This is a genomic window from Frankia sp. CpI1-P (assembly GCF_001421075.1).
In the GTDB taxonomy this organism is placed as follows: domain Bacteria; phylum Actinomycetota; class Actinomycetes; order Frankiales; family Frankiaceae; genus Frankia; species Frankia torreyi.
In genome coordinates this window covers 1-21,040 of the sequence record NZ_LJJX01000043.1, presented here as the reverse complement: position 1 = coordinate 21,040, position 21,040 = coordinate 1, and the positions used below count along the sequence as shown (strand labels likewise).

Annotated in this window: 17 protein-coding genes and 19 pseudogenes; 30 read left to right on the top strand and 6 right to left on the bottom strand. The window is 66.7% G+C overall.

Translation table 11 applies throughout. From position 1 onward, the window contains the following. Positions 1 to 5: 5 nt before the first annotated feature. From FF86_RS67885 to FF86_RS55920, 16 genes and pseudogenes are all read left to right on the top strand, one after another. Positions 6 to 668 (top strand): annotated as a pseudogene (locus FF86_RS67885) (LLM class flavin-dependent oxidoreductase); the annotation flags it as partial. 1 nt (position 669) lies between these two features. After that, positions 670 to 941 (top strand): annotated as a pseudogene (locus FF86_RS67880) (hypothetical protein); the annotation flags it as partial. Positions 942 to 1,485: 544 nt separating this feature from the next. Next, positions 1,486 to 2,100: thiolase family protein (locus tag FF86_RS55965; protein ID WP_242419361.1), on the top strand; the 615-nt coding region annotated here is incomplete at its 5' end. A gap of 17 nt (positions 2,101 to 2,117) precedes the next feature. Continuing rightward, the gene (locus FF86_RS23420; protein WP_236706182.1) at positions 2,118 to 2,504 is read left to right on the top strand and encodes a Zn-ribbon domain-containing OB-fold protein; all 387 of its coding nucleotides are present in this window, start codon (positions 2,118 to 2,120) and stop codon (positions 2,502 to 2,504) included. An 11-nt stretch (positions 2,505 to 2,515) separates the two neighbouring features. Further along, a pseudogene (locus tag FF86_RS63000) lies at positions 2,516 to 2,572 on the top strand (hypothetical protein); the annotation flags it as partial. Position 2,573: 1 nt separating this feature from the next. Further along, a pseudogene (locus FF86_RS55960) lies at positions 2,574 to 2,961 on the top strand (SDR family NAD(P)-dependent oxidoreductase); the annotation flags it as partial. 1 nt (position 2,962) lies between these two features. Continuing rightward, positions 2,963 to 3,233, top strand: a pseudogene (locus tag FF86_RS55955) (SDR family NAD(P)-dependent oxidoreductase); the annotation flags it as partial. A 163-nt stretch (positions 3,234 to 3,396) separates the two neighbouring features. Continuing rightward, positions 3,397 to 4,000: pseudogene (locus FF86_RS23410) on the top strand (enoyl-CoA hydratase/isomerase family protein); the annotation flags it as partial. Position 4,001: 1 nt separating this feature from the next. After that, the coding region (locus FF86_RS55950; RefSeq protein WP_396230037.1) for an enoyl-CoA hydratase/isomerase family protein at positions 4,002 to 4,173 on the top strand (172 nt) is incomplete at its 5' end. Positions 4,174 to 4,208: 35 nt separating this feature from the next. Next, a pseudogene (locus tag FF86_RS55945) lies at positions 4,209 to 4,533 on the top strand (SDR family NAD(P)-dependent oxidoreductase); the annotation flags it as partial. A 1-nt stretch (position 4,534) separates the two neighbouring features. Continuing rightward, positions 4,535 to 4,958, top strand: a pseudogene (locus tag FF86_RS55940) (SDR family NAD(P)-dependent oxidoreductase); the annotation flags it as partial. A gap of 247 nt (positions 4,959 to 5,205) precedes the next feature. Next, a complete protein-coding gene (locus tag FF86_RS55935) occupies positions 5,206 to 5,841 on the top strand; it encodes an aspartate/glutamate racemase family protein (protein WP_313954372.1) in 636 nt (211 codons plus the stop codon). Positions 5,842 to 5,923: 82 nt separating this feature from the next. Then, positions 5,924 to 7,105 carry an acyl-CoA dehydrogenase family protein gene (locus tag FF86_RS23395; protein ID WP_044886503.1) on the top strand — a complete coding sequence of 394 codons (1,182 nt, stop codon included), beginning with the start codon at positions 5,924 to 5,926 and terminating at the stop codon, positions 7,103 to 7,105. Then, positions 7,102 to 7,584: pseudogene (locus tag FF86_RS55930) on the top strand (acyl-CoA dehydrogenase family protein); the annotation flags it as partial. The gene FF86_RS23395 and the pseudogene FF86_RS55930, both read left to right, overlap by 4 nt. Position 7,585: 1 nt before the next feature. Further along, positions 7,586 to 7,830, top strand: a pseudogene (locus tag FF86_RS55925) (acyl-CoA dehydrogenase family protein); the annotation flags it as partial. A 1-nt stretch (position 7,831) separates the two neighbouring features. Then, a partial coding sequence (locus FF86_RS55920) for an acyl-CoA dehydrogenase family protein (RefSeq protein WP_255355887.1) occupies positions 7,832 to 8,292 on the top strand: 461 nt, incomplete at its 5' end. A 6-nt stretch (positions 8,293 to 8,298) separates the two neighbouring features. On the opposite strand, the gene FF86_RS67875 is transcribed toward FF86_RS55920, so the two are convergent. Continuing rightward, positions 8,299 to 8,835: a hotdog domain-containing protein gene (locus tag FF86_RS67875; protein ID WP_044886539.1), complete on the bottom strand. Its 537-nt coding sequence runs from the start codon at positions 8,833 to 8,835 to the stop codon at positions 8,299 to 8,301. A gap of 256 nt (positions 8,836 to 9,091) precedes the next feature. On the opposite strand from FF86_RS67875, the pseudogene FF86_RS23380 reads away from it, so the two are divergent. The 6 genes and pseudogenes from FF86_RS23380 to FF86_RS55900 all read left to right on the top strand — a co-directional run. After that, positions 9,092 to 9,961, top strand: a pseudogene (locus FF86_RS23380) (NADH:flavin oxidoreductase/NADH oxidase); the annotation flags it as partial. Between the two features lies 1 nt (position 9,962). Continuing rightward, positions 9,963 to 10,243, top strand: a pseudogene (locus FF86_RS55915) (NADH:flavin oxidoreductase/NADH oxidase); the annotation flags it as partial. Then, positions 10,240 to 10,708 (top strand): annotated as a pseudogene (locus FF86_RS67870) (nuclear transport factor 2 family protein); the annotation flags it as partial. The pseudogenes FF86_RS55915 and FF86_RS67870, both read left to right, overlap by 4 nt. 59 nt (positions 10,709 to 10,767) lie before the next feature. Further along, positions 10,768 to 11,136, top strand: a pseudogene (locus tag FF86_RS55910) (enoyl-CoA hydratase/isomerase family protein); the annotation flags it as partial. A 1-nt stretch (position 11,137) separates the two neighbouring features. Beyond that, a pseudogene (locus tag FF86_RS55905) lies at positions 11,138 to 11,396 on the top strand (enoyl-CoA hydratase-related protein); the annotation flags it as partial. A gap of 1 nt (position 11,397) precedes the next feature. Beyond that, positions 11,398 to 11,538: a hypothetical protein gene (locus FF86_RS55900; protein WP_242419373.1), complete on the top strand. Its 141-nt coding sequence runs from the start codon at positions 11,398 to 11,400 to the stop codon at positions 11,536 to 11,538. 28 nt (positions 11,539 to 11,566) lie between these two features. On the opposite strand, the gene FF86_RS23365 is transcribed toward FF86_RS55900, so the two are convergent. Next, positions 11,567 to 12,145, bottom strand: a 579-nt coding sequence (locus tag FF86_RS23365; RefSeq protein ID WP_242419360.1) for a TetR/AcrR family transcriptional regulator, incomplete at its 3' end; no start/stop codon positions are given. Between the two features lie 681 nt (positions 12,146 to 12,826). Between FF86_RS23365 and FF86_RS23355 the strand changes: the two genes are divergently transcribed. Next, a complete protein-coding gene (locus FF86_RS23355) occupies positions 12,827 to 13,021 on the top strand; it encodes a helix-turn-helix domain-containing protein (RefSeq protein ID WP_044886498.1) in 195 nt (64 codons plus the stop codon). Between the two features lie 7 nt (positions 13,022 to 13,028). Further along, positions 13,029 to 13,418, top strand: a complete 390-nt coding sequence (locus FF86_RS23350; RefSeq protein WP_044886497.1) for a hypothetical protein — start codon at positions 13,029 to 13,031, stop codon at positions 13,416 to 13,418. 179 nt (positions 13,419 to 13,597) lie between these two features. Here the strand turns inward: FF86_RS23350 and FF86_RS67865 are convergent. Continuing rightward, positions 13,598 to 13,832, bottom strand: a pseudogene (locus FF86_RS67865) (hypothetical protein); the annotation flags it as partial. Between the two features lie 90 nt (positions 13,833 to 13,922). Continuing rightward, positions 13,923 to 14,313, bottom strand: a pseudogene (locus FF86_RS67860) (hypothetical protein); the annotation flags it as partial. A gap of 417 nt (positions 14,314 to 14,730) precedes the next feature. Here FF86_RS67860 and FF86_RS55890 point away from each other — a divergent pair. The 3 genes and pseudogenes from FF86_RS55890 to FF86_RS23340 form a co-directional block, all read left to right on the top strand. Next, a pseudogene (locus FF86_RS55890) lies at positions 14,731 to 14,987 on the top strand (IS6 family transposase); the annotation flags it as partial. Between the two features lie 181 nt (positions 14,988 to 15,168). Next, positions 15,169 to 15,329, top strand: a pseudogene (locus tag FF86_RS67855) (zinc permease); the annotation flags it as partial. 1 nt (position 15,330) lies between these two features. Next, positions 15,331 to 16,047: ZIP family metal transporter (locus FF86_RS23340; protein ID WP_242419359.1), on the top strand; the 717-nt coding region annotated here is incomplete at its 5' end. 164 nt (positions 16,048 to 16,211) lie between these two features. Here the strand turns inward: FF86_RS23340 and FF86_RS23335 are convergent. Beyond that, positions 16,212 to 16,457 (bottom strand): DUF86 domain-containing protein, encoded by a 246-nt coding sequence (locus FF86_RS23335; RefSeq protein ID WP_044886494.1) that lies wholly within the window; start codon positions 16,455 to 16,457, stop codon positions 16,212 to 16,214. A 43-nt stretch (positions 16,458 to 16,500) separates the two neighbouring features. Here FF86_RS23335 and FF86_RS34955 point away from each other — a divergent pair, with 43 nt between their 5' ends. From FF86_RS34955 to FF86_RS23320, 3 genes are all read left to right on the top strand, one after another. Continuing rightward, complete coding sequence (locus FF86_RS34955) at positions 16,501 to 16,830, top strand: TetR/AcrR family transcriptional regulator (protein WP_052681223.1); 330 nt, start codon at positions 16,501 to 16,503, stop codon at positions 16,828 to 16,830. Between the two features lie 677 nt (positions 16,831 to 17,507). Then, positions 17,508 to 17,693: a hypothetical protein gene (locus tag FF86_RS55885; protein ID WP_236706178.1), complete on the top strand. Its 186-nt coding sequence runs from the start codon at positions 17,508 to 17,510 to the stop codon at positions 17,691 to 17,693. A 106-nt stretch (positions 17,694 to 17,799) separates the two neighbouring features. Continuing rightward, entirely contained in the window at positions 17,800 to 18,678 is an 879-nt protein-coding gene (locus tag FF86_RS23320) for an ABC transporter substrate-binding protein (RefSeq protein WP_052681222.1), read from the top strand. 1,957 nt (positions 18,679 to 20,635) lie between these two features. Here FF86_RS23320 and FF86_RS36325 read toward each other — a convergent pair. Next, on the bottom strand, positions 20,636 to 21,040 hold a 405-nt coding region (locus tag FF86_RS36325; RefSeq protein ID WP_242419358.1), incomplete at both ends, for a polymorphic toxin-type HINT domain-containing protein.

Here is a 21,040-nt window from a genome sequence, read left to right as displayed (position 1 = left end):
TCAGGGTGAGGACACGCAGCCGCGGTCACGGCTTCGACGCCGGTCCCGTCGGGATCTGGACCGCCACGCTGGATCCGCTGCCCATACCCCGGGCCGTCGAGCTGGCCCGCGAGGTGGAGGGCCTGGGGTTCGGTACCTTGTGGACGCCGGGTGACGCGGGACGCGAGGCCCTGACCACAGCCGCCCAGTATCTCGCCGCCACCACCCGACTCCGTATCGGCACGGGCGTCGCGAGCATGTATGCCCGCGACGCCCAGGCACTGGTGAGCGGGCGGCGAGTGCTCTGGGAGGTCCACGGTGACCGCTACGCATTGGGCCTGGGCGTCAGCCATGCGTCCTTCGCCGACAGGCGGGGGCACGAGTTCCGCGCCCCGCTCGCGGCGATGACCGAGTACCTGCAGCAGATGCGCGACGCATCCGTTCGTCAGCGGACGCCAGATTCCGCGCTCACCCTCATCGGTGCGCTCGGTCCGAAGATGCTCCAGCTGGCCGGCCGCTGCACCGGCGGTGCACTCACCTACAACGCGACGCTCGCGCACACCGAGGCGGCCCGCCGCGACGTGGGCCCGGACGCCTTCCTGGGGGTGACGCAGGTGGTGATCTGGGCCGACAACGACGCCGAGGCGCGCGAGATCGGCCGCCGCTACCTTGATTTCTACCTGAGACTGNCCAACTACGTGCGGCACTTCGAGCGGCTGGGGTTCACCGCCGACGACTTCTCGGGTCGCGGCGGTGACCGGCTGATCGACGAGCTGTTCGTGTGGCGTGCGGACGCGATCTACGAGCGTGTCCGGGCGCATCTGGCCCGCGGCGCCGACCATGTGGCGCTCAATGTGCTCGCCGCGGACCGCGATCACCCGCCGCTCGAGGGATGGCGATCTTTGACCACTGTCCTGAGCGACTGGTTGCACATAGACGAAAGGCCAGGTCGTGTCGGCTGAGCCAACGATGAACCCCGTCTACATCTCCGGCGTCTCCCAGCGGATCGTGGGCCGCGGAAAGCCTGCTCCGCCCTACCTGAAGCTCCTGGCGGACGCCGCCGCGGACGCCGTGACCGACGCGGGACTGGATCCGCACGCCATCGACGGGCTGGTCCTGTCCTCGTCCATCCCGCAGCCGTTCGCGTGCANCCCCGCCGAGCTTGCCGAGTACCTCGGCATCGGACCGGCCTACGTCGCGATGGCGCCCTACGGCGGTCGTCCCGCGACAGACGTGATCGGCATGGCTCGATCGGCCGTGAACGCCGGCCTGGCCAGCAACGTGCTGGTGCTGTCAGCCGACAACTTCGCGACGACCCTCGGGCTCGAGGGAGCGATCGAGCTCTACATGAAAAGTTTCGATCAGACCTATGAGCGGCCGTTCGGTCCCCTCATCCCTACCGCGTTCGCCCTGATGGCCGCACGGCACCTCCACGACTACGGCACCACCATGGAACAACTGGCCTCGCTCGCGGTCACCATCCGCCGGCATGGCCTGCTGAATCCNGATACGGAGGTCGCCGGCGAGCTGACCATCCAGGCGGTTCTGGACGATGTCGTCATCAGCAGCCCGCTGACCCGGTCGATGGTCGCCCTGATCTCGACCGGCGGGGCACAGGGCTTCGTCGTCACCAACAGGCCCACGGGCAACCGCGCCGTCGCCGTCAGGGGCTACGGCGAGTCCTGCGGTTTCATGAGCCTGACGCAGGCGCCGAGCCTGGCGCGGTTCGCCCACATCCGCGTCGCCGCGGACCTGGCCGTCGCCCAGGCCGGTATCACGCTCGACGACCTCGACTTCGTCGAGCTCTACGATCCGGCCACCATCGTCCCCCTGATCCTCCTCGAGGAGATCGGTTTCTGCGAGAAGGGTGAGGGCGGGGCGTTCGTCGAGAGCGGTGCCGTCGACCTTGGCGGGCGACTGCCCGTGAACACGCACGGCGGCACGCTGGCATTTCGCCATCCCGGCATGGGCGCGGCCCTGGACTCCGTCGTCGAGGCGGTCGTCCAGCTACGCGGAGAGGCGGGCGCCAGGCAGGTCGAGGGCGCCGAGCTCGGCCTCGTGCACGGTCAAGGCAGCTGGTTGGCCAACAACGGTTTCCTGGTCCTGGGAAGTGCCCGATGACAACGACCCCCGCGGAAGTGGACGTCGATCCGCTGGAGGACCCGGCCGCGTTCTTCTGGCGCGAGTGCGGTCACGGCGTCTTCTGGTTACAGCACTGCGACGGGTGCGCGAAGTGGCAGTACTACCCGCGTCATCTCTGTTCACATTGCTGGTCCCGAAAGCTCACGTGGAGGCGACCGTCCGGTCTGGCCGTCGTCGAGACCTTCAGCGTCGTCCACCGTGGCAGCGGCGCCTTCGCCGATCTGACGCCGTACACGGTTGCTCTCGTCAGGCTCGCCGAGGGGCCGACGATGATGACGAACATCGTCGACGTCGATCCTGACAAGGTCGAGATCGGCCTTGAGGTCCAGCTCGACTTCGCCCGCCGTGGTGATCGCGTACTGCCCGTGTTCCGAAAGGTATGACGGGGCCGGTGATGAACGAGACAGTAATGATCACCGGCGCGAGTGCGGGCATAGGCGAGGGTATGGCGNGGGTCTTCGCCTCACGCGGCGCGGATCTGGTGGTCACCGCCCGCCGCCTGGAGCGGCTCGAGGCGCTTCAGGCCGAGATCGAGGTCCGCCATCCCGGTCGCCGGGTGGTCCCGCTGCGGATGGACGTCACGGACCACGACCGCGTCTTCGAGGCGTTCGAGCAGGCGGTCGCGGCGACCGGACGCCTGGACCGGGTTGTCGTGAACGCCGGGCTGGGCAAGGGAGCACGGATCGGGGCGGGCCGTTTCGACGGAAACCGGGACACCGCCCTGACGAACTTCGTCGGTGGAATCGCGCAGTGCGAAGCGGCCATGCGCGTGTTCTACGCGCAGGGACACGGCCACCTCGTGGTCGTCTCCTCGGTCGTCGCGGCCCGCGGTATGCCCGGNCCGATGAACGTGTACGCCGCGTCCAAAGTCGCCCTGGCGCATCTGGCCGAGGGCATCCGTAGCGATGTCGAGGCGAAGGGGATGCCCATCTCCGTGACCACCATCCGGCCGGGCTACATCGACTCGGACATGCACGCCCACACCGGCCGTCGCCATCCGCTCATGGTCGACGCCGAGGTGGGCCACCGTGCGTTGGTCGATGCCATCGAGCGCGGAGGCAGCAACGTGTATGTGCCGCGGTGGCCGTGGACCGCGTTCGCCTGGGGCCTGCNCCACGCGCCCCTGGCCGTCACCCGCCGGATCGTCTGACCGCCATGCCGTCTGATCGCCATGCCGTCTGATCGCCATGCCGCGTGCGGCGGCGCCACAGCGAGAACCGACGCCACAGCGAGAACAAGGACCGGTCGAGAACAAGGAAGGGGATCTGCCGCGGTATGTCCTACGACTTCGTGACTGTCAGACACATCGGTGCGACGGGTGTCGTGTCCATCGACAACCCGCCGGTGAACGCCCTGCATCCTGATGTGGCGGTTGAGATCGAACACGCGGCTCGGGCGATCGAGAAGGACCTCGACCTGCGAAGCATGATCCTGATCGGCACCGGCCGATGCTTCGTCGCCGGTGGTGACATCCGGTACTTCACCGAGATCGACCGCGAGGGCGCCGCCGCCATGGCGCTGCGGGTCCAGAGGATGCAGCAGGCGCTGTTCGACCTTCGGGTTCCGGTCATCGCGGCCATCAACGGACATGCGCTCGGCGGTGGTCTTGAGCTGCTGCTCTCCTGCGACATCGCGATCGCCGAGGAACAGGCGAGGATCGGCGTCACCGAGGTGCAGCTCGGTCTGATTCCGGGGGCCGGTGGGACGCAGATGCTGTTCTCCGCGCTTCCGGTCGGCACCGCCAAACGGCTGCTGTTCACCGGCGACCGGCTGCCGGCCGGGGAGGCGCACGCGATCGGTCTCGTCGATCAGGTCTGCCCCCCGGGGGGCTCGTTGGAGGCCGCCCTGGCCATCGCCGAGCGGATCAACCGGGCTGGACNGCTCGCCGTGGAGGCCGCGAAGCGCTCGGCCAACTACCGACTGCGGCACTCGCTCGACGAAGGGCATCGGCGCGAGGTGGAGATCTTCGCCGCCCTGTTCGACACCGAGGACCACCGTGAGGGCATCACGGCCTTCCTGGAGGGTCGCGCGCCGCACTACCGGCGACGGTGAGTGACGTTGCGGACCGGCGATGGTGCGGACCGGCGATGGTGACCGGCGACGGCGAGAGGACAGCCGTGGAGGAGCAACGCGAGGTAGCGGTCGTCATCGGGGGCGGGGGCGGCCTGGGCGCCGCCACGTCGCACCGGCTCGCGCAGGCAGGCACGCACGTGTGCGTCGTGGACATCGCCGCGGATCCCGCGCAGCGGGTGGCGGCCGGACTGGTGGCGGACGGGTTCAGCGCATCGAGCCATGTCTGCGACGTGACCTCCTCCGCCGCCGTCGACCTGCTGGCCGCCGGCGTGGCCGAGCGGTTCGGGGCACCGCGTGTCCTGGTCAACCTCGCGGGCGCGGTCCGCAACGCGGTGCTGGNGAAGATCACCGATGCGGACTTCGAGCTGGTTCTCGGCACGCATCTGGTGGCGACGCTGCACACGGTGCGCGCCTTCGCGCCCGCGATGAAGGAGCGCGGCTACGGACGGATCGTCAACACCAGCTCCGTCGCCGCCAGGGGCGTGGTCGCCGGGATCAGCTACGGCGCTGCCAAGGGAGGTATCGAGGCACTGACCCGGTCGGCCGCGATCGAGCTCGCGAAGCACGGAGTCACGGTCAACTGCGTCGAGCCGGGCGTGGTCGCCACCGGCATGTTCCTGAGCACGCCGGGCGAGTTCCAACGCAGCCAGATAGCTCAGATCCCGGCCGGGCGGCCGGGCAGACCGGAGGAGATCGCCGCCTGCATCGCGTTCCTGGCCTCACGTGACGCCAGTTATGTGACTGGCCAGACGCTGACCGTGTGCNGCGGGCTGTCCGTCGGCGCACTCAGGTAAGCCGACAGATTCGTTGACGGTGGATCTACGGTGTCCTAATATCAATCGTACGCTCGATTCAATAGGAGACGCAGTGGAACTGNCTGTCGTGCNCATCAACGCCCAGCGTGGATCCGAGCCCTACACGGAGATGGTCACGGCGGTGTTCGACAAGGTGAAGCGGGNCGACACGGAGATCAGGCACCGCTGGGCGAAGTTGAAGCGCGCGTCGGACACGGTGTTCGGATACCCGTACCTGCTGAACTCGGTGGACGTGATCCACAACATCCTGGACGCGAGTCGGCAAGGGGCGCACGGCGCGATGGTCGCGTGCAGCGGTGATCCCGGTATCACCGAGGCCCGGACCCTGGTCGACATCCCGGTCGTCGGACCCTGGGAGGCCACGCTGCATCTCGCCAGCTCCTATGCCTACCGCTTCGGTGTCGTGACGGTCGAGGACCTCGCCTGGGCCGAGACGTGCCACAGTCTGATCGCCAAGAACGGGCTTCTCGATCGCTGCGTAGGAGTCGAGCGCATCGAGACCCCGTCTGCGCGGGCCTTCACCGAGGGCTTCGCGAATCCCGACTTCGTCGTCGCCGACGTCGAGCGCCAGGCGCGCAGGCTTGTCGACCGCGGCGCCGGCGCGATCGTGATCGGCAGCGCCGGGCTCAGCACCATGACCGCCGCCGCGGGACTGACCAGGCTCAAGGGTGACATCCCGGTGTTCGAGACCTTGAGCGTGGGGCTCAAGACCCTCGAGATGCGCGTCGACCTCACCGTCAAGGGCGGCCTGCCGCCCACCAGTCGTACCGGCTACACCCAGCGTCTTGCCGACGCGGACACCGACCGGGTTCGAGGACTGTTCGGGCTCTGAGCCCGTCAGGGTTCCGGGTGCAGCCGATTTCTGAGCCCGTCCGGTCGTCAACCCGCGGTCACCATCGTCGAAGGGATCCCCGATGTCCACCAGCTCCGTGGCGCTGTCCATCCTCACCGAGGAGGAGCGCGAGTTCCAACAGGTCGTGCAGCAGTTCATGAACAGCCACGTGCGTCCCATCGTCGCGGAGATGGAGCGTGCCGGTCAGCCACCGCAGGAGCTGCTCAGGCTCATGGGTGAGCAGGGAATCCTCGGCTGCTTCGCCCCGGAGGAGTACGGCGGCGGCGGGGGCAGCCTCATGACTCGCGCGATCGTGGCCGAGGAGACCGCTCGCGTCGACGCCGGCCTCGACGCGACTCTGTTCGTGAATCTCAGTCTGGTCGCCCGTCACCTCATCAAGCGTGGCACGGAGGAGCAGAAGAAGAAGTACCTTGCCCCGCTGATCGCCGGCGAGGCGTCCATGTCGATCTGCCTGACCGAGTCCCATGGCGGCTCCAACGCCCTGAGCCCTCGGACGACCGCACGCAGGGTGGGCGACGAGTGGGTCATCGACGGCTCGAAGACCTTCATCACGAACGCACCCATCGCGACGATGTTCATGGTCTTCGCCAGGACCAGCGGCGAGGATCGGCGCGCCCGCGGCGGTACCTGCTTTCTCGTCGATCGGGATACGCCGGGCCTCACCGTCGGCAAGCCTTTCGACAAGCTGTCCCTGCGGAGCTCACCGACCGCGGAGGTGTTCTTCGACTCCGTCAGGGTCTCGGCGGACCAGGTCCTCGGGGAGGTCGACAACGGTTTCTACTACATGCTCGAGGGGCTGGACCTGGAAAGGGTCTTCGAGGGGGCGTCCAACACGGGTATCACCCAGGCCTGTCTTGACCTCGCTGTCGAGTACTCCAGCGAGCGAGAGGTCTTCGGTCAGCCGCTGTCGACCTTCCAGCTGACGCAGGACAAGATCGCTCGGATGGCGACCGGTGTGGAGATGTCGCGGGTGATGTTCTATCACCTCATCCGTGCCATCGAACGCGGCGAGGAAGTGACGCGGGCAGCGGCGGTCCTCAAGCTCTACAGCTCGGAGGTGGCGGTCGAGGCCTCGCGCGAGGTCGTCCAGATCCTGGGGGGCTATGGCCTGATGGAGGAATACCCCGCGGCACGGCTCTACCGCGACGCGAAGCACCACGAGATCGGTGCCGGAACCAGCGAGATCCAAAAGCTGATCATCGCGCGGGAGACCTACAAGGCCGCGGGCAGGGGCAGGGGATGACGTTGTCGGGAACCATGTCGCTGGAAACCACCAACCGGTACCTGTCCGACGAGGCGCTCGAGCTCCGTGCGGTTCTGCGCCGTTTCATCGACGAGCAGATGCCGCGCAGCGCCGCCGCCGAGTGGGACAAGGCGAACGAGTTCCCTCGCGACGTCTTCGACCAGCTCGTGGGGATCGGAGTGGCCGGGCTGGCCATCCCCGAGGAGTACGGCGGCCTGGGTCGCGACATACACGCCACACTCATGGTGATCGAAGAGCTCTCCCGACGCAGCTCGGCGGTCGCGATCCCGTACATCATGGCGAGCTGTTACGCGGGAATGACCGTGGTGGAGTGCGCCAGCGAGGAGCAGAAGAAGCGCTGGCTTCCCGAGATCGCCCAGGGTCGCCTGCTGTTCGCCTACGGCTGGACCGAACCGGACGTGGGCGCGGACCTGGCGGATGTGCGGACCACCGTACGTCGGGACGGGAACGAGCTGATCNTCAACGGGTCCAAACGGTTCTGCACCGGGGCTGAGATCAGTGACTACATCTACACGCTGGCCACCTCCGATCCCGACGCTCCGCGCTACCACAACCTCAGCACGGTCCTCGTGCCCAGCCGGGCCGAGGGCGTGACGATCACGACGATCGACGCGATGGGGCTCAAGGGCAGCGGGACGACCGACGTCGTCTTCGACGACGTCCGGGTGCCCCTCGCCAACCTGATGGGGGGTGAGGAAGCCTGGNACCGTGGCTGGTCGCTCATCACCGGCGCCGGCCTCGACATCGAGAAACTCGAGGTGGCCGCCATGGCCCTGGGCCTCGGCGCGGCCGCCTGCGCGGATGCGCATGCCTATGCTCAGGAACGCCGGCAGTTCGGCGTCCCGATCGTCAGGCACCAGTCCATAGCGCACTCACTCGCGGACATGCGAGTCAAGCTGTATGCATCCCGCCTCGTGCTCGACGATGCCGCGGAGCTGGCGAACCGCGGCGTCCGCTGCGGCGTCGAGACCTCGATGGCCAAGCTGTTCGTGACGGAGACGTGCAAGCAGATCGTGCTCGACGCGCAGACGGTCCTGGGTGCCTATGGCTACGTCAAGGACTTCGACATGGAGAGATATGTGCGCGACGTATTGTTGATGCCAATCATCGGCGGATCCTCCGCAATTCAGCGGAACAACATTCACAAATGGTCACGGCCACGCTAGCGCGAGTCAGGCGGAATCATGAAACCGATGATCGCCAGTATTGTCCGGCCGCGGCTCGATCCACAGTCCTTCGGCCTCCGTGACGACCTCCCCGGCGTAGGAGAGCACGCCCCGGACGGTCCGCTTCCGACCGTCGACCGCCGCGATCCAGGCTCGACAGGAAAGCTCGGTCGCCACCGGGACCAGCCGGCGGTAGTCGATGTGAAGATAGGCCGTGCGGGCGACTCTCCCGACCAGTCCCGAGTTGGCGAGCCTACCCAGGAGGTCGTCGAAGAGCAGTCCAAGGGAGCCCCCATGTACGGCGGCTGTCCCCGCGAAATGAGGGCTGAAGCGCACGCGACCGACGAGCTGCTTGCCATCCTCCAGATCGATGGAAACCGGCGGCACCAGGCCCCGCTCGGCCGGCTGGAATCGCGGGTTCTCGGGCGAGTGCGCGGGAACCCGGGGATCCTCGGGGATGATGGGCAGAGCCTCGACCCGGGTGGCCAGATCGCGCACGACCCGGCGGCCGTCGTCGAGAACGACCGGATCCGGCTGCGCCATCGAGAGAGCGTCGAGCAGACGGATGATCTCCGCGGCGAGGCCCGTATAGCTTTGCCGGCCGAATTCGCTCGGGGCGTCAGGGATCACGTCGAAGTCCTTCCTTCGCGAGAGAAGAGAATCGTATCAAACGTACGCCCGACAGTTGTCATCGCTCGCGAGAAGAGCCGCATCCACACGCATGACCCACGTTGATTGACAAACGCCCGGCCCATATCACGGCCGATATCACGGCGAGCACACCGGCAAGGACGGTATCGTGGTGAACACCCAGCAGCAATCTCGTGGGCTCTTCGAGGAACTGACGGTGGGGGAAGTAACTTTCCGTAATCGCATCGCGGTATCCCCCATGTGTCAGTACTCGGCCGTCGACGGCCTCGCGAGCGACTATCACCTGGTGCATCTCGGACGATTCGCGATGGGTGGTTTCGGGCTGGTCATGACGGAGGCGACGTCGATCTCTCCCGAGGGTCGGCTCACCTACGGCGACGTCGGCCTGTGGCGAGATGACCAGGGCGACGCGCTACGGCGCATCGCCGACTTCGCGCATGGTCAGGGGGCACGATTCGGCATTCAACTCGGCCACGCCGGCTCCAAGGCCGCCACGTTGCCGCCGTGGGTGACCGAGGCCGATCGGCCCGCGGACGGACGGTGGGAGATCTTTTCGGTCACCGATCAGCCCTACGCGCCGGGCTGGCAACGCCCCAGGGCTCTGACCACCACGGAGCTGGCGGAGCAGCTGCGGGACTGGCGCACGGCGGCGTGCCGGGCGGCCGAGGCGGGGGCGGACGTCCTGGAGCTGCACATGGCGCACGGATACCTGTTGCACAGCTTCCTGTCCCCGATCAGCAACACGCGCGACGACGAGTTCGGCGGCGACCGCGACGCCCGCATGCGATTCCCGCTGCTGGTCGCCGAGGCGGTCCGGAGGCAGTGGCCAGAGGACCGGCCACTGTTCGTCCGACTGTCCGTCGTCGACAACGGTCACGACGGCATCGACCTAGAGCAGACCATCGAGTTCGCGGGTCGGCTGAAGGCCGTCGGCGTCGACGTGATCGACTGTTCGTCCGGCGGCATCGGCGGCGTCTATGTCCACAGCATTGGTCCGGGCTACCAGGTCGACTGGGCGNCCGAGGTCCGTCGCCGCGCCGAGATCCGCACGATGGCCGTGGGCCACATCGTCGACGCCGGGCAGGCCGACAAGGTCATTCGGGCCGGCGCGGCCGACCTCGTCGCGATCGGCCGCGAGGCGCTGGTGGATCCCGCGTGGCCGATCCGCGCGCGGGAGGACCTGGGCCAGTACAGCGACCGGGACCGTTTCGCCCTCCTGCCCGTGCAGAGCCGGTCGTGGATCGCGAAACGAAGGCGGCAACTGGACAGGATGGCCACCCAGCGGGAACGGCGAGCATGAGCGCGGACCGGGACGTGACCGTCGGTGTCGAGGAGCTGCTGAGCAGGGCTCAGATCATCGAGCTCGGCGCGAAGTACTGCGTCGGCATCGACCGGGGGGACCAGACGACGTTCCTGTCCATCTGGCATCCCGACGGCGAGTACATCATCGGAACCAGGACAGGCCGGTTCCGCGGTCTCGCGGAGCTGCCCCAGGCGATCACGTTCGTCCAGCAGAGCTACCAGAGTACCCACCACTGGGCGACAAACCACATCGTCCGACTACTGGACGGGGAGCGCGCCGAGGGCTCCAGTGATTCCTTCGCCATCTGCGTGGGGCACGACGGCCTTCCGAGCCTGGTCGCGGCCTCGTACGACGATCTGTACCTGCGTCTCGACGGCGAGTGGCGGATCCGCACGCGCATCGTCAGGCGTTGGTTCGTCTCCGAGCCGATGAATCTCGCCCTGCTCAGGCCCGCCCGGATTCNGGCGGAATAGGTCAATCTCCCCCACAGCCACGTGCCGGGAAGTAAGGAGCAGTCCTGCATGAGCACATTCGAGTTTCTCCGTCTCGAGTCCGAAGGCCCGCTCAGCACCGTGTGGCTGGCCCGCCCGCCAGTCAATTCCGTCTCCCAGGCGATGTACCGCGAACTCGAGGACCTCTTCTCACGACCGGACCGGCATCTTCCGGGGGTGAAGGCCATTGTGCTGGCCGGCGAAGGTAGGCACTTCTGCGCGGGCAACGATCTGCACGAGTTCGGCACTCTCACGCCGGATAACTCGGACGAACGGATGGCAGAGGTGCGCGCGGCGTTCTTCGCGATCCAGGAGTGCCCCGTTCCGGTGATCGGCGCGGTCCACGGCGTAGCGCTGGGGACCGGGCTGGCGATAGCCGCGTCCTGTGACTTCGTCATCNCCGCGGAGAACGCCAGATTCGGGACGCCGGAAGTAGGCGTTGGAATCATGGGAGGAGCACGCCATCTCGCCCGCCTGGTGCCTGAGCCGATCGTCCGCTGGATGTACCTCACCGGCGACCCGATCGAGGCCGGTCGCCTGGCGGAACTCGGTGGCATCGTCGCCGTGGTCCCACCGACAGAACTAATCAAAAGGGCCCATGAGCAGGCACGTCGCATCGTACGCCACAGCAGCGCCTCGATCCGCATGGCGAAGCGCTCNTTGACCGGCATCGAGACCATGGACCTGCAGGAGGGATACATTTTCGAGCAAGGTCTGACACGAGAGCTGTCCAGGCACCCCGACTCACTCGAAGCCCGTCGTGCCACGCTCGAACAGCGCGCGGCTCGTTACACCGAGTGAATCGAGCGGGTCACCTGCTCGGCAGCCNGACCATGTTACGCGTCAGTCTCACAAACTCATCGGAAATGGAGGAAAGCCCAAGCGGGCCGGCCGGATCGTACCACCCGCAGATCCCAGTGATCATCGACAGGATGGCGTTCCTCAGGACCGGCTCGTTGGGCACGGCGAAGCGTTCCTCGTCGATTCCCTGCTGCAGGATCTCGGCGAGAAGGGCGTCGAAACGACGCCTGAGCAGCATGTATCTCTCGTGGCGCTGCCCAGAAAGCGAGCGAATCTCAATCGAGGCGATGAACGTCTCCTCACGGCGATCGACGTGCCACCTGACGAGGATGCGTACGTACGTCTCCAGACGCTGTTCGACGTCGCCCACGTCTTCCAGCCCGCCCTCCAGGTCGGCGACCACCTCCTGGAGCAGATCGATCAACAGCCGATGGAGAAACTCTTCCTTGCTCTTGAAGTAGTAGTAGATCGAGCCGGGCTTCAGGCCGGCCGCCTCCGCGAGCTGGCGGGTGTTCATGGCCTCGTACCCATGCTTGAACAGAAGATCGATCCCCGCCGCCTTGAGGCGGCTCCAGGTATCGGCCTTGTTGGAACCTGCGACTCTCACGCTTCTCCTCACTACCGTGCCACAGCCCGATAATGCTGCATTCCGAGATCTTGCCCGGGGCACCCGGGACCGCGATGTGAACGTGCACTGTCACCCGTTTCACGGACATGACTTCAGTGGACTATATCAGCCCCGCGCCACCCCTGAACATTGATGCCTCGCCCGCCCGATAGAGGCTCTCGATGTGTTCCGGGGTGTGGTAGTCGAGGGTGGAGTGGAGTCGCCGCCAGCGGAAGACGGCTACGATGTACTCGACGGTCACGCTACGGGCGGCGCGGCGGATAGGGTAAGTTTCCCGGTGGGCGAATTACTTTTTGAATGTGCCGGAAAAGGACTCGGCGGCGACATTATCCCAGCACACTCCGGTGGCGCCGACGAAGGGTCGTACGCTGCGCTTTTTGGGGTTCGATGGTAAGTGCCGGATGCGTGTTGGGCGCGTTCAACTGGTCGTCGCAACACCTCGATCTGGAGGTGTGGGAGTGGGGCGACGGCCGGGTTGGACGGCGGCGGCGACAGGTCCGGCGGGGTATGCGGGCGCCGGGACGGCCGCCGGTGGCGGGACGAAAGCATCGCCACCGATTCCGGGACGCGATCGCTCGTGGGCTGGCCAGCGAGGACACCGGCGTCGATGCCGGTGTGTCGCCGACGGTCGGGACCCGGTGATTCCGGCATGGTGGCGGAATGCCTCCTCCGGGCTTCTCCGCGTACTCGCCTCGGTATCTGTCGTTCGCCGAGCGGGATGAGGTCGCCCTCGGCCACGCCGGCGGGGACAGCGTCAGGGAGATCGCGCGGCGTCTGGAGGGGTCGCCGTCGACGGTCTCCCGGGAGCTGCGACGTAACGCTGGCGCTCGTGGCGGGACCGGGAAGGAGATCTGATCATCGGGTGGACCAGGCCCCCGCGATCGGCACCCTGGTTTGGCGCTCCACCCGGATCACGATCTTGCCGCATCTGCCGTGCCTGGGCGGCTACGGCCGTGGGTCCCGGGTGCCCAACGGCCCGCCGCCGGCCGGCCGCGGTGCCGAAACCGTCCGGGACGCGATCACGCTGTCGCCGGCCACGCTGCCCGGCCGCCTACGCCGGGCCCTCACCTGGGAGCGCGGCAAGGAAATGGCCCGGCACGCCCGGCTGACCGCCGACACGGGCATCGAGGTCTTCTTCGTCGGGCGCGAGGGTGGCGCGGGACTGCCGGACCGCCTTGGTATCGGCGTTCCCGCCAGGATTCTTCGTCTGCTACGCGCCTACCATGGATCTGCTCTTCGGTGCCGGCCATGAAGAAGTCATGCGGAAGCTTGTGGGTGACCTGCGTTTCTTCGTGGATGGCGCGGCGACCGGCAGGCTTCTACCAAAGGGGCCATCTCGCAGGAGTTCCCGGCCGGGGTCCGCCGCGTGAGGCAGGAACCTGGCCGGCGAACCAGTCCACTCGGGCGACTCGACCAACCGGGGGGGCGCAGTCACACCAGTAGTGCGTCGTCGCTCGACGGGACGGGCAGGCCAGCGGGCTCGACGACCGTGCGGGGCCGAGGAAGGAACTTCGATGCGCCGTGGATGGCCAGGACACAGAGGGCCATCGTGAGAAAGGTCGCTGCCCACACGAGCCCGCGGGAGAAGTCCGCACCGTCCAGGTGCAACGCGATGATGATGGGGCTGCCGATGCCGAAATTCGCTCCGAACATCGTCATTGGGAAGNCAGCGAACAGCGAGGTCAGGCCCCAAGGACGGGAGACGCGCTGCCAGATCTGCACGGCCAGAACCGTGAACAGGACTGTCTGGGTGCCNTCGAGCACGCCGATCACGGCTGGGTAGTGCCAGATCCGCAACTCGTAGGGGCCGTAATAGGTGTAGACGTCGACGCCGGTACCGATCGCCTCGAAGGCGCACGAGGTGAGAATCTCCAGACCCCAGATTGCGAACAGTCCCTTGCGGGTCAGACGGCCTTCGTACATCTTCCGCCCCGCATATAGTGCGACGGCGGCGTACAGGATGATGTAGCCACTGTGCGTCCAGTTGGGCTGCACAACACCGAAGGCACTGAAGTGCGACCACATCGCACCAGGGGTACCGGAACTGTCCGCGTTGAAGAACCACAGGTCGAAGGCAACATCGTACAGTGGCTCGGCGAACGCCGCGACGCCCGCCGCGAGCACCGCGCAGAGATAGAACGGCGTCCNCTCCTTGCGCCATAAGTAGATCGCGATCAGGATCATCGCGAGCGCGATGGCCCAGCTNACCCAGGTGAAGATCGACTGCCAGAGCAGATTGAGCTCGTGCGACATCACGTCCTGCGGCATGCGTCCCAACGAGAGCCTCCTTGGCCGGAGTCATCGCACCTATGACGACCGTCACTCCGGAGGTTAGGTGGCGTCACAGGAGCGAAACCTCCCCCGCAGGGGGAATATCCCTCCTCCGGGCGAGGGAGGAAGGGGCGGGAGCACCACCGACGGACATCCAAGGCCCCTCCGCGAGGAAACGACCTGCCGCTCACCGCGATCCTCTCCGCGTCGGCATCAGGGCGGTTAACCAGGCCGGCTCTGTTGCATCCGGTCGGGGCCGGACTTTCGTGCCGACGGTGGGACCTGATCAGGTGATGGGTCGAGGTGCGGTCACGCCGCCGGTGCTGGTATCGGAGTTCGCCGAGTCCCGGCTCCCGGCTCCCGGCAGAGGTGATCATTCTGGCGGTTCGCTGATGCCTCCGGTACCCATTGTCGTACCGGGACATCGAAGGTCTGCTCGCCGAGCGTGGCCCCGAGGGCGATCAGGTGACCAGGTACCGGCGGGTGCAGCGCTGCACCCCCCTGCTGGCCGAGGCGGCCCGGGCCGTGCAGGCATCATCCCGGGGACAGGACGACGAGGCGTTCGCCGTCGCGGCGGCCCAGCCTTCGCACCGTCCTCCCGCCAACCTCGGCAGCGTGGTCACATCATCACTCGACCCAGGACGGCCGAAACACTCCCAACCTTCTCCTTGCTTCATAGTTAAGCCTTACCTAAGCTCAACCGGATTCGGCTGGTTTGACGGGGAGGCAACGTGAGCGAGACACGGACGCTGGTACTGGGGTTCATCGCGGGGGTCACGATCCTGATCGGGCTTCCCGTGGGGCGGCTACGTCGCCCGATGCCAGGAGTGCGGCAGTTCCTGAACGCGACCGCCATCGGCATCCTGATCTTCCTCGTGTGGGATGTGCTCGCNCATGCCTGGGAACCTCTCGACGCCGCGTTGAGCAAGGTCCACGACCACAGCGGCGGCCTCGGCCCCGTCTTCGGCTACGGCGCGCTGTTCCTCGGCGGCCTGTCCGTCGGGCTGCTCAGCCTCCTCGGCTACGAACGCGTCCTCATGCGCCGGCCCACCCCGCCACAGCCGGAGCCGGGCGCCGGGGCGCGCTTCGGGCCCGGGGCAATGGCCGCCGACGAACTCGCCGCACTTCAGCCACCCACTACCACGGGCCTGTCAGCCGCCCGGCGGCTCGCGCTGACCATCGCGGTCGGGATCGGCCTGCACAACTTCGGCGAAGGACTGGCCATCGGAGGCAGTGCCGGCCGCGGCGAGATCACGTTGGCGACCCTCCTCGTGATCGGCTTCGCGTTGCACAACGCCACCGAAGGATTCGGGATCGTCGCCCCGCTCGCCGCCGACGCCGACCGGCCAAGTTGGGGATTCCTCCTGCTTACCGGGCTCATCGGCGGCGGACCCACTCTCATCGGCACCGCGATCGGCCGCCAGTTCACCAGCGACCCGCTCAGCGTGATCTTCCTGTCCCTCGCCGCCGGTTCCATCCTCTACGTCGTCATCCAGCTCATCGGCATCGCGTCCCGCGCTGGCCGCCGTGAGCTGCTCTATCTCGGAGTCCTGGCCGGCCTCGCCGCCGGATTCATCACCGACGCCGTCGTCACCGCCGGCGGCGCCTAGAGCACTACAGCCCCAGCGATCGCCGCGTGGTCTCTCGTCGCGGATGCGGCGTGGCGTGTGGCCGCTCAGGTCACGCGGTGTGAACCGAGGGCGGATGTCTGTACCACCAACGCCGACGGCCGCGCGTTCCGACGACCGGCGGCGTGATCAGTCGCGCGGGTCGATCACTGTGATTCCGGCATCCTTGGCCGCGACCGCGCGCCGGTCATCACAGATGTCCAGGCCGCTGCGCTCCAGCCCTCGTCGGAGAGCTGGCTGGCGGCCTCGCCGAGCACGGTGAAGTTCCACAGGAGTGCGTCGCGGCGCTGGCGGTCCGCCTCCAGATCGCCGATGGTGATCCCCTCGGTGAGTCTCTGCGCCTGATCGGCTGCCTCGATCATCTCGCCGAGCAGGAGGACGTCACGCCGCATCCACGGGCCGTGCTTCAGCCAGGACCGACGAGCGTAGCAACGGGTGGAGCCCGCGGACGGAGACCAGATCGACGGGCCGGCCAAACAGATCGGCGAGGTCATCGGCGAGCTGCTCGATGTCCCAGCCCAGACGCCGACCCGGCGCAAGGGTGTAAAAGCGAGCCGAGGCGGACCCAGCCATTCCACGCCCCGCCGGCACTTCCCGGACCGTCAGGCCCTGCTGGACGCCCTCGCCGAGGCCGGGTTCGCCCGGCTGGACGACGAACTATGCGCAGCATCCGCCGCCGCGGGGCAGGAGTTCCGGCCGCGCCTGCACGCCATAGCTGCGGCCGACCGCGGTTCGCCACCGAGGACGCCGCGCTGCTGGAACTGATGTTCACACCGGCAAGCACCGCGAGGGCGCCGACCGGCTCACCGCGGCCGCCGCCGCGCCCTTCGGGCTGATGCACGACCTGATCGCGCAGGGGCAGGCGCAGGGTGTACGCGAGCTCGGCGACCCGCAGCGCGGAGTGGGGATTGCCTGACAGAGTGGAGTGATGGACATAGGGGAGCCGGTCGCCTGGGCGCCGGGGATGTCGCTGCTGTCCGACGTCAGTCCGGCGGCGTGGGCAGCGGCTGCTCTGACCGCCACCACGTCAGCCGCGACGGTAGCGGCGATGGTGCCGCCCGTCTTCTCGGCCTATGCCAGGGTGCTGCCGCCGACGTACGACCGTGAGGATGAGGGACGGCGACACCGATGGTCCGAGATCGCCGCATGCCGAGGCGTGGCGCTGACCGCCGAGACCCGGTTCGACGACCTCGTCGCCGGTTCCGACCGCTGGGGGCGGNCCTCCGATGGAGGCCTGGACGCGCGGGAGACGGAGACTCTCGCGAGGGTCCTGTCCAGCTTCACCCATACGCCGGACCAGGCGTACTTCTGCCTCTGGGAGGGTTTCGGCCTCCCTGAGACGCGAGCCTGGGAGGACCGGCCGGTGCGCGTGCGGACCACGCACCGGGCGTACCACCTGCTCACCGGGCCGGTGAGCGCCGCCCCGGTGCTGCCGGCTACCGGTGGAGTGGAGGTGCGCGAGTCTGTGGTGGCCCTACGATCGGACCTGGCTCGTCGCCACCGAGATCGACGGCTACGCCACCTACCTCGGTGCCAGCCACGCCGCGATCGACGCGGTCCTCGCCGATCCCACGCTCGACGCCGTGGCCGCGCACCCCACCACCCCGCTCGATCCCAGCTATGGCTGACGTTCACCCACCCCCGCAGCTTGTCGTGTGACCTCCGAGCGTCACGCGGCGCGCAGTGTCGCCACGATCCAGGCCATGGCCTTGGCTACGGCTGCTCAACGAGGTCGTGCAGATACTCGGCGGTGGCAGCAAAATCGTCGCGACCGTGCTGACGCCGTCCTCGGCGCCGTGGCTCTACACGATCGACCCGGCGCTGCGTCAGGCGAAGACGGTGTTCACGTCGACGACGGCGAACACCGAGGAACTCCTGAACACACATCCCGACGTGCTGTTCAACAACACGGGCACCCAGACTCAGGCGAAGACGACGAGTGTGGGTGTTCCCACGCTCCAACTGGCCTTCCAGACGTTCGACGGGCTGAAGAAGGTCGTCAGCACGACCGCCGACGTGCTGGGGCCCGCGGCCAGGACTCAGGCGCAGCGCTACAACGCCTATCTCGACGCGAAGCTCGCCCAGATCCGCGCGACGAGCTCGACGATCCCGACCGAGCAGCGGCCCAAGGTGCTGCACATCTACTCGTTGAACCCGCTGGTCGTCGACGGCACCGACAGCATCATCGACGAGTGGAGCACCGCCGCCGACGGCCGCACCGCCGCCGAGGTGAAGGGCACCGTCCGGCCGACGACCACCGAGGCCGTCGCCAGCTGGAATCCAGATGTGATCATCCTCGCCAGCAGTGCGTTCACCGGCAACGACACCGGCCAGCAGACGCTGGCGAAACTGACCACGGATCCGTTCTGGAAGAACCAGCCGGCGGTCCGCAACAACCGCGCCTACATCAATCCGACCGGCGGCTGGCACTGGGACCGGTACGGCATCGAGGAGGCCCTCCAGATCCGGTGGGCGGCGAAGACGCTGCATTCCGCGGAGTTCTCCGGGCTGAACATCCTTCAGGAGACCAGGACCTTCCTCCGCGACTTCCTGCACTACAACCTGACCGACGCACAGGCGACCAGGATCGTCGACGCCGAGAATCCCGCATAGGTGACGGGGCCGGGAGTCCACGCCGACCGGCCCCGCTTCCACGACCCCGGCCCGCCCCCCGCCACACCGTGTCCACCCGCGACACCGCCACCCGCGACCTCACGACACGGAACGCTCTCGGGCCTACGCAGGGAGTCAATGGCAGACGTGCTATTCGCAGTAGACGGCGGCGGTGAATATCATGGCAACTATCTGCCAGGTCGGATTTTCAGATAGGCCGATGCCCTTACCTTCGAGCCATAGATCCAGGCCGTCGGTCCAAGCTGATGNCGCCTCGATGTACATGTGAGTCCTGGGATTCTCCGTCACGATCTTCCCTGTCTCAATTTCGGCGACGAGGTGTTCCAGGTAGCTGACAAGACCCGCCCGCCCGTGTACGTCTTCCGGCCGAACTATCGCTCGGTCCTCCATACACCGCCTCCCTCTCGAACCTTGGTCGAGGTCCCGACCTCTCCCGGGTCGAACTTCCCCCTTCGTTGGGGCTCTTCAGGTCTCGATCCGGCCCGGGGTGCCGCTGCGGTCACTGAGACTGTAATACCAGCCGCTTCGCTCAGTGGTTCCCCAGATCTCGTCGCATGGAGCCTCCGCTTACCCAGGTTTGTGTCTGGATCGAGTCCTTGCGAGCTCGAGGTCGGAGGTACGGGCGCTGAGGCGCAACTGTCCACCTGAGGTATACCCACCCGAGACCAAAGTCAGTTGATCGCCCAGAACAGGCCACTCGGAGAGACCGATGGGTAGATCGCTGATCAGTACCCGGTCGACGACTCCGATCTCTCCGGAGGGTACTCGGGCCCTAAGTCCGTATGGCATGTGGCCGATCACGACCGCGGTGACGATCTGCCACTTCGCCAGGCGTGGAAATGCGTGGCTCATCCGCCGCTCCAAGGAGATTCTGGGAAGGAGTTGAACTCGTCGAAGAGCTCGCAACCTCGACTCCGGCCACTATTTCGCCTTCCTTGTGAATGATCGGTAGACCGGCAAGCCGAAGTTCTCCGCGGATACGCTCGGCGAAGTCCTCGAGCGCCCGAAAATCCTCGTCCGTCAAGTGACCCTGGTTTTGCACTTTTCCCCAGTCCGTTCTTGATCTTTCAGGGCGGTCGTTCGCGCTTCACATCATCCGGCAAGATCCCGACAGCCCACGTGAGACACGCCCTTACAGTCGCAGGCCCCCGTCAGGAGACGGCCAGTACTCGCTTAACCTGGTCGACCTCGGCCTGCGGGTAAGGGTAGGCCGGCCAAAGCTCTTGAAAATGTTTGACCCCTGCCTTCTCCATCAGGTCGACAGTGGACATCAAGACGTCGGCCGCAAACGCTCTNGCGTCGATATTCCTGGCTGACCACTGAACTTTGCCTGCGCCTTTACCCCATTCATCGTGCCTCTCTATTCGTATGTTCAGAAGAGGTTGGCTCGATTCGAGAACCAGCCGGATCTCGCCAGGCTCGTTGTCAAAGGAACACTCCTGGCGCTCCTCGCCGTTCAGGACTCCCAGTATGGAGACGAGAAGTACCCTGAACACGTCCGTCGAGTCACCGACTGTCGTGCGATATGCAGCGACACCCTCGCTCGCCAGCTCAAAAGATGCCCAGCCATGTATTACCTTGGTCCAGGTGAAGATGCGCTGCGTCACAAAAGGAACCCTTTCTGGACGCTTGATCGCTATTTCGGATAAGCGGTCCATATTCTTCCGTCACGCACAACGATTTCTGCAACGTTGGTCTCGTTTCCAGCACCGTTGATACCAATCGTGCGTCCAAAGTTATACTGGTGTAGGTGGCCAGGACCGTTGGGATTAGGTAGCTCGGGCGAGTTGTCGACGCCTCGCCGGAGATTTTCGCCGAGAACCTGCTGATCCTCGCTGTTCCAGATGAAATCCTCGTTGAACTCTCCAGGCAGGTTGGGGCTGCCGTCTCGTATGGCTAGATCGCGAGCTCCCGGACCGTGCCGGTACTCGACGTNGGCCAGTCGGTTGTCATCGATTGAGGCGTTTCCGCCGCTGTTGTGGACGAGGACTGGTGTGGTGCCGGCGAGGACGTAGTAGGTGTGGAGGGTGTCGACGGTGAGGTTGTAGACGGTCTGGGTCTGGTCGCGGTCGTGGGTGGCGGTGACAGGGACGTCGGCGCCGGTGGGAGTGCGCAGCCGGTCGGCGGAGGTGAGCTGGTCGGCGTCGACCCAGCCGTGGTGGGCATCATCCCAGAACGGATGATGATCGGTCGCAGTGAGGGTTCGTGGACCATCCGCCGTGGCCACGGTGACATCGACAAGATGCTTCAGGCCATGGCCGACGATGACCGCGGTGACGGTGTGAACCTCGGTACGCCCGGTCGTCGGGTCGGTGGCCAGGACCCGGTCACCGACCTTCAC

Excerpts from the sequence above, each read along its gene's own strand:
- FF86_RS23395 (WP_044886503.1), top strand. The coding sequence starts at position 5,924 with ATGTCCACCAGCTCCGTGGCGCTGTCCATCCTCACCGAGGAGGAGCGC.
- FF86_RS23335 (WP_044886494.1), bottom strand. The coding sequence starts at position 16,457 with ATGCGGCGTGACGTCCTCCTGCTCGGCGAGATGATCGAGGCAGCCGAT.
- FF86_RS67875 (WP_044886539.1), bottom strand. The coding sequence starts at position 8,835 with ATGGCGCAGCCGGATCCGGTCGTTCTCGACGACGGCCGCCGGGTCGTG.
- FF86_RS23355 (WP_044886498.1), top strand. The coding sequence starts at position 12,827 with ATGCCTCCTCCGGGCTTCTCCGCGTACTCGCCTCGGTATCTGTCGTTC.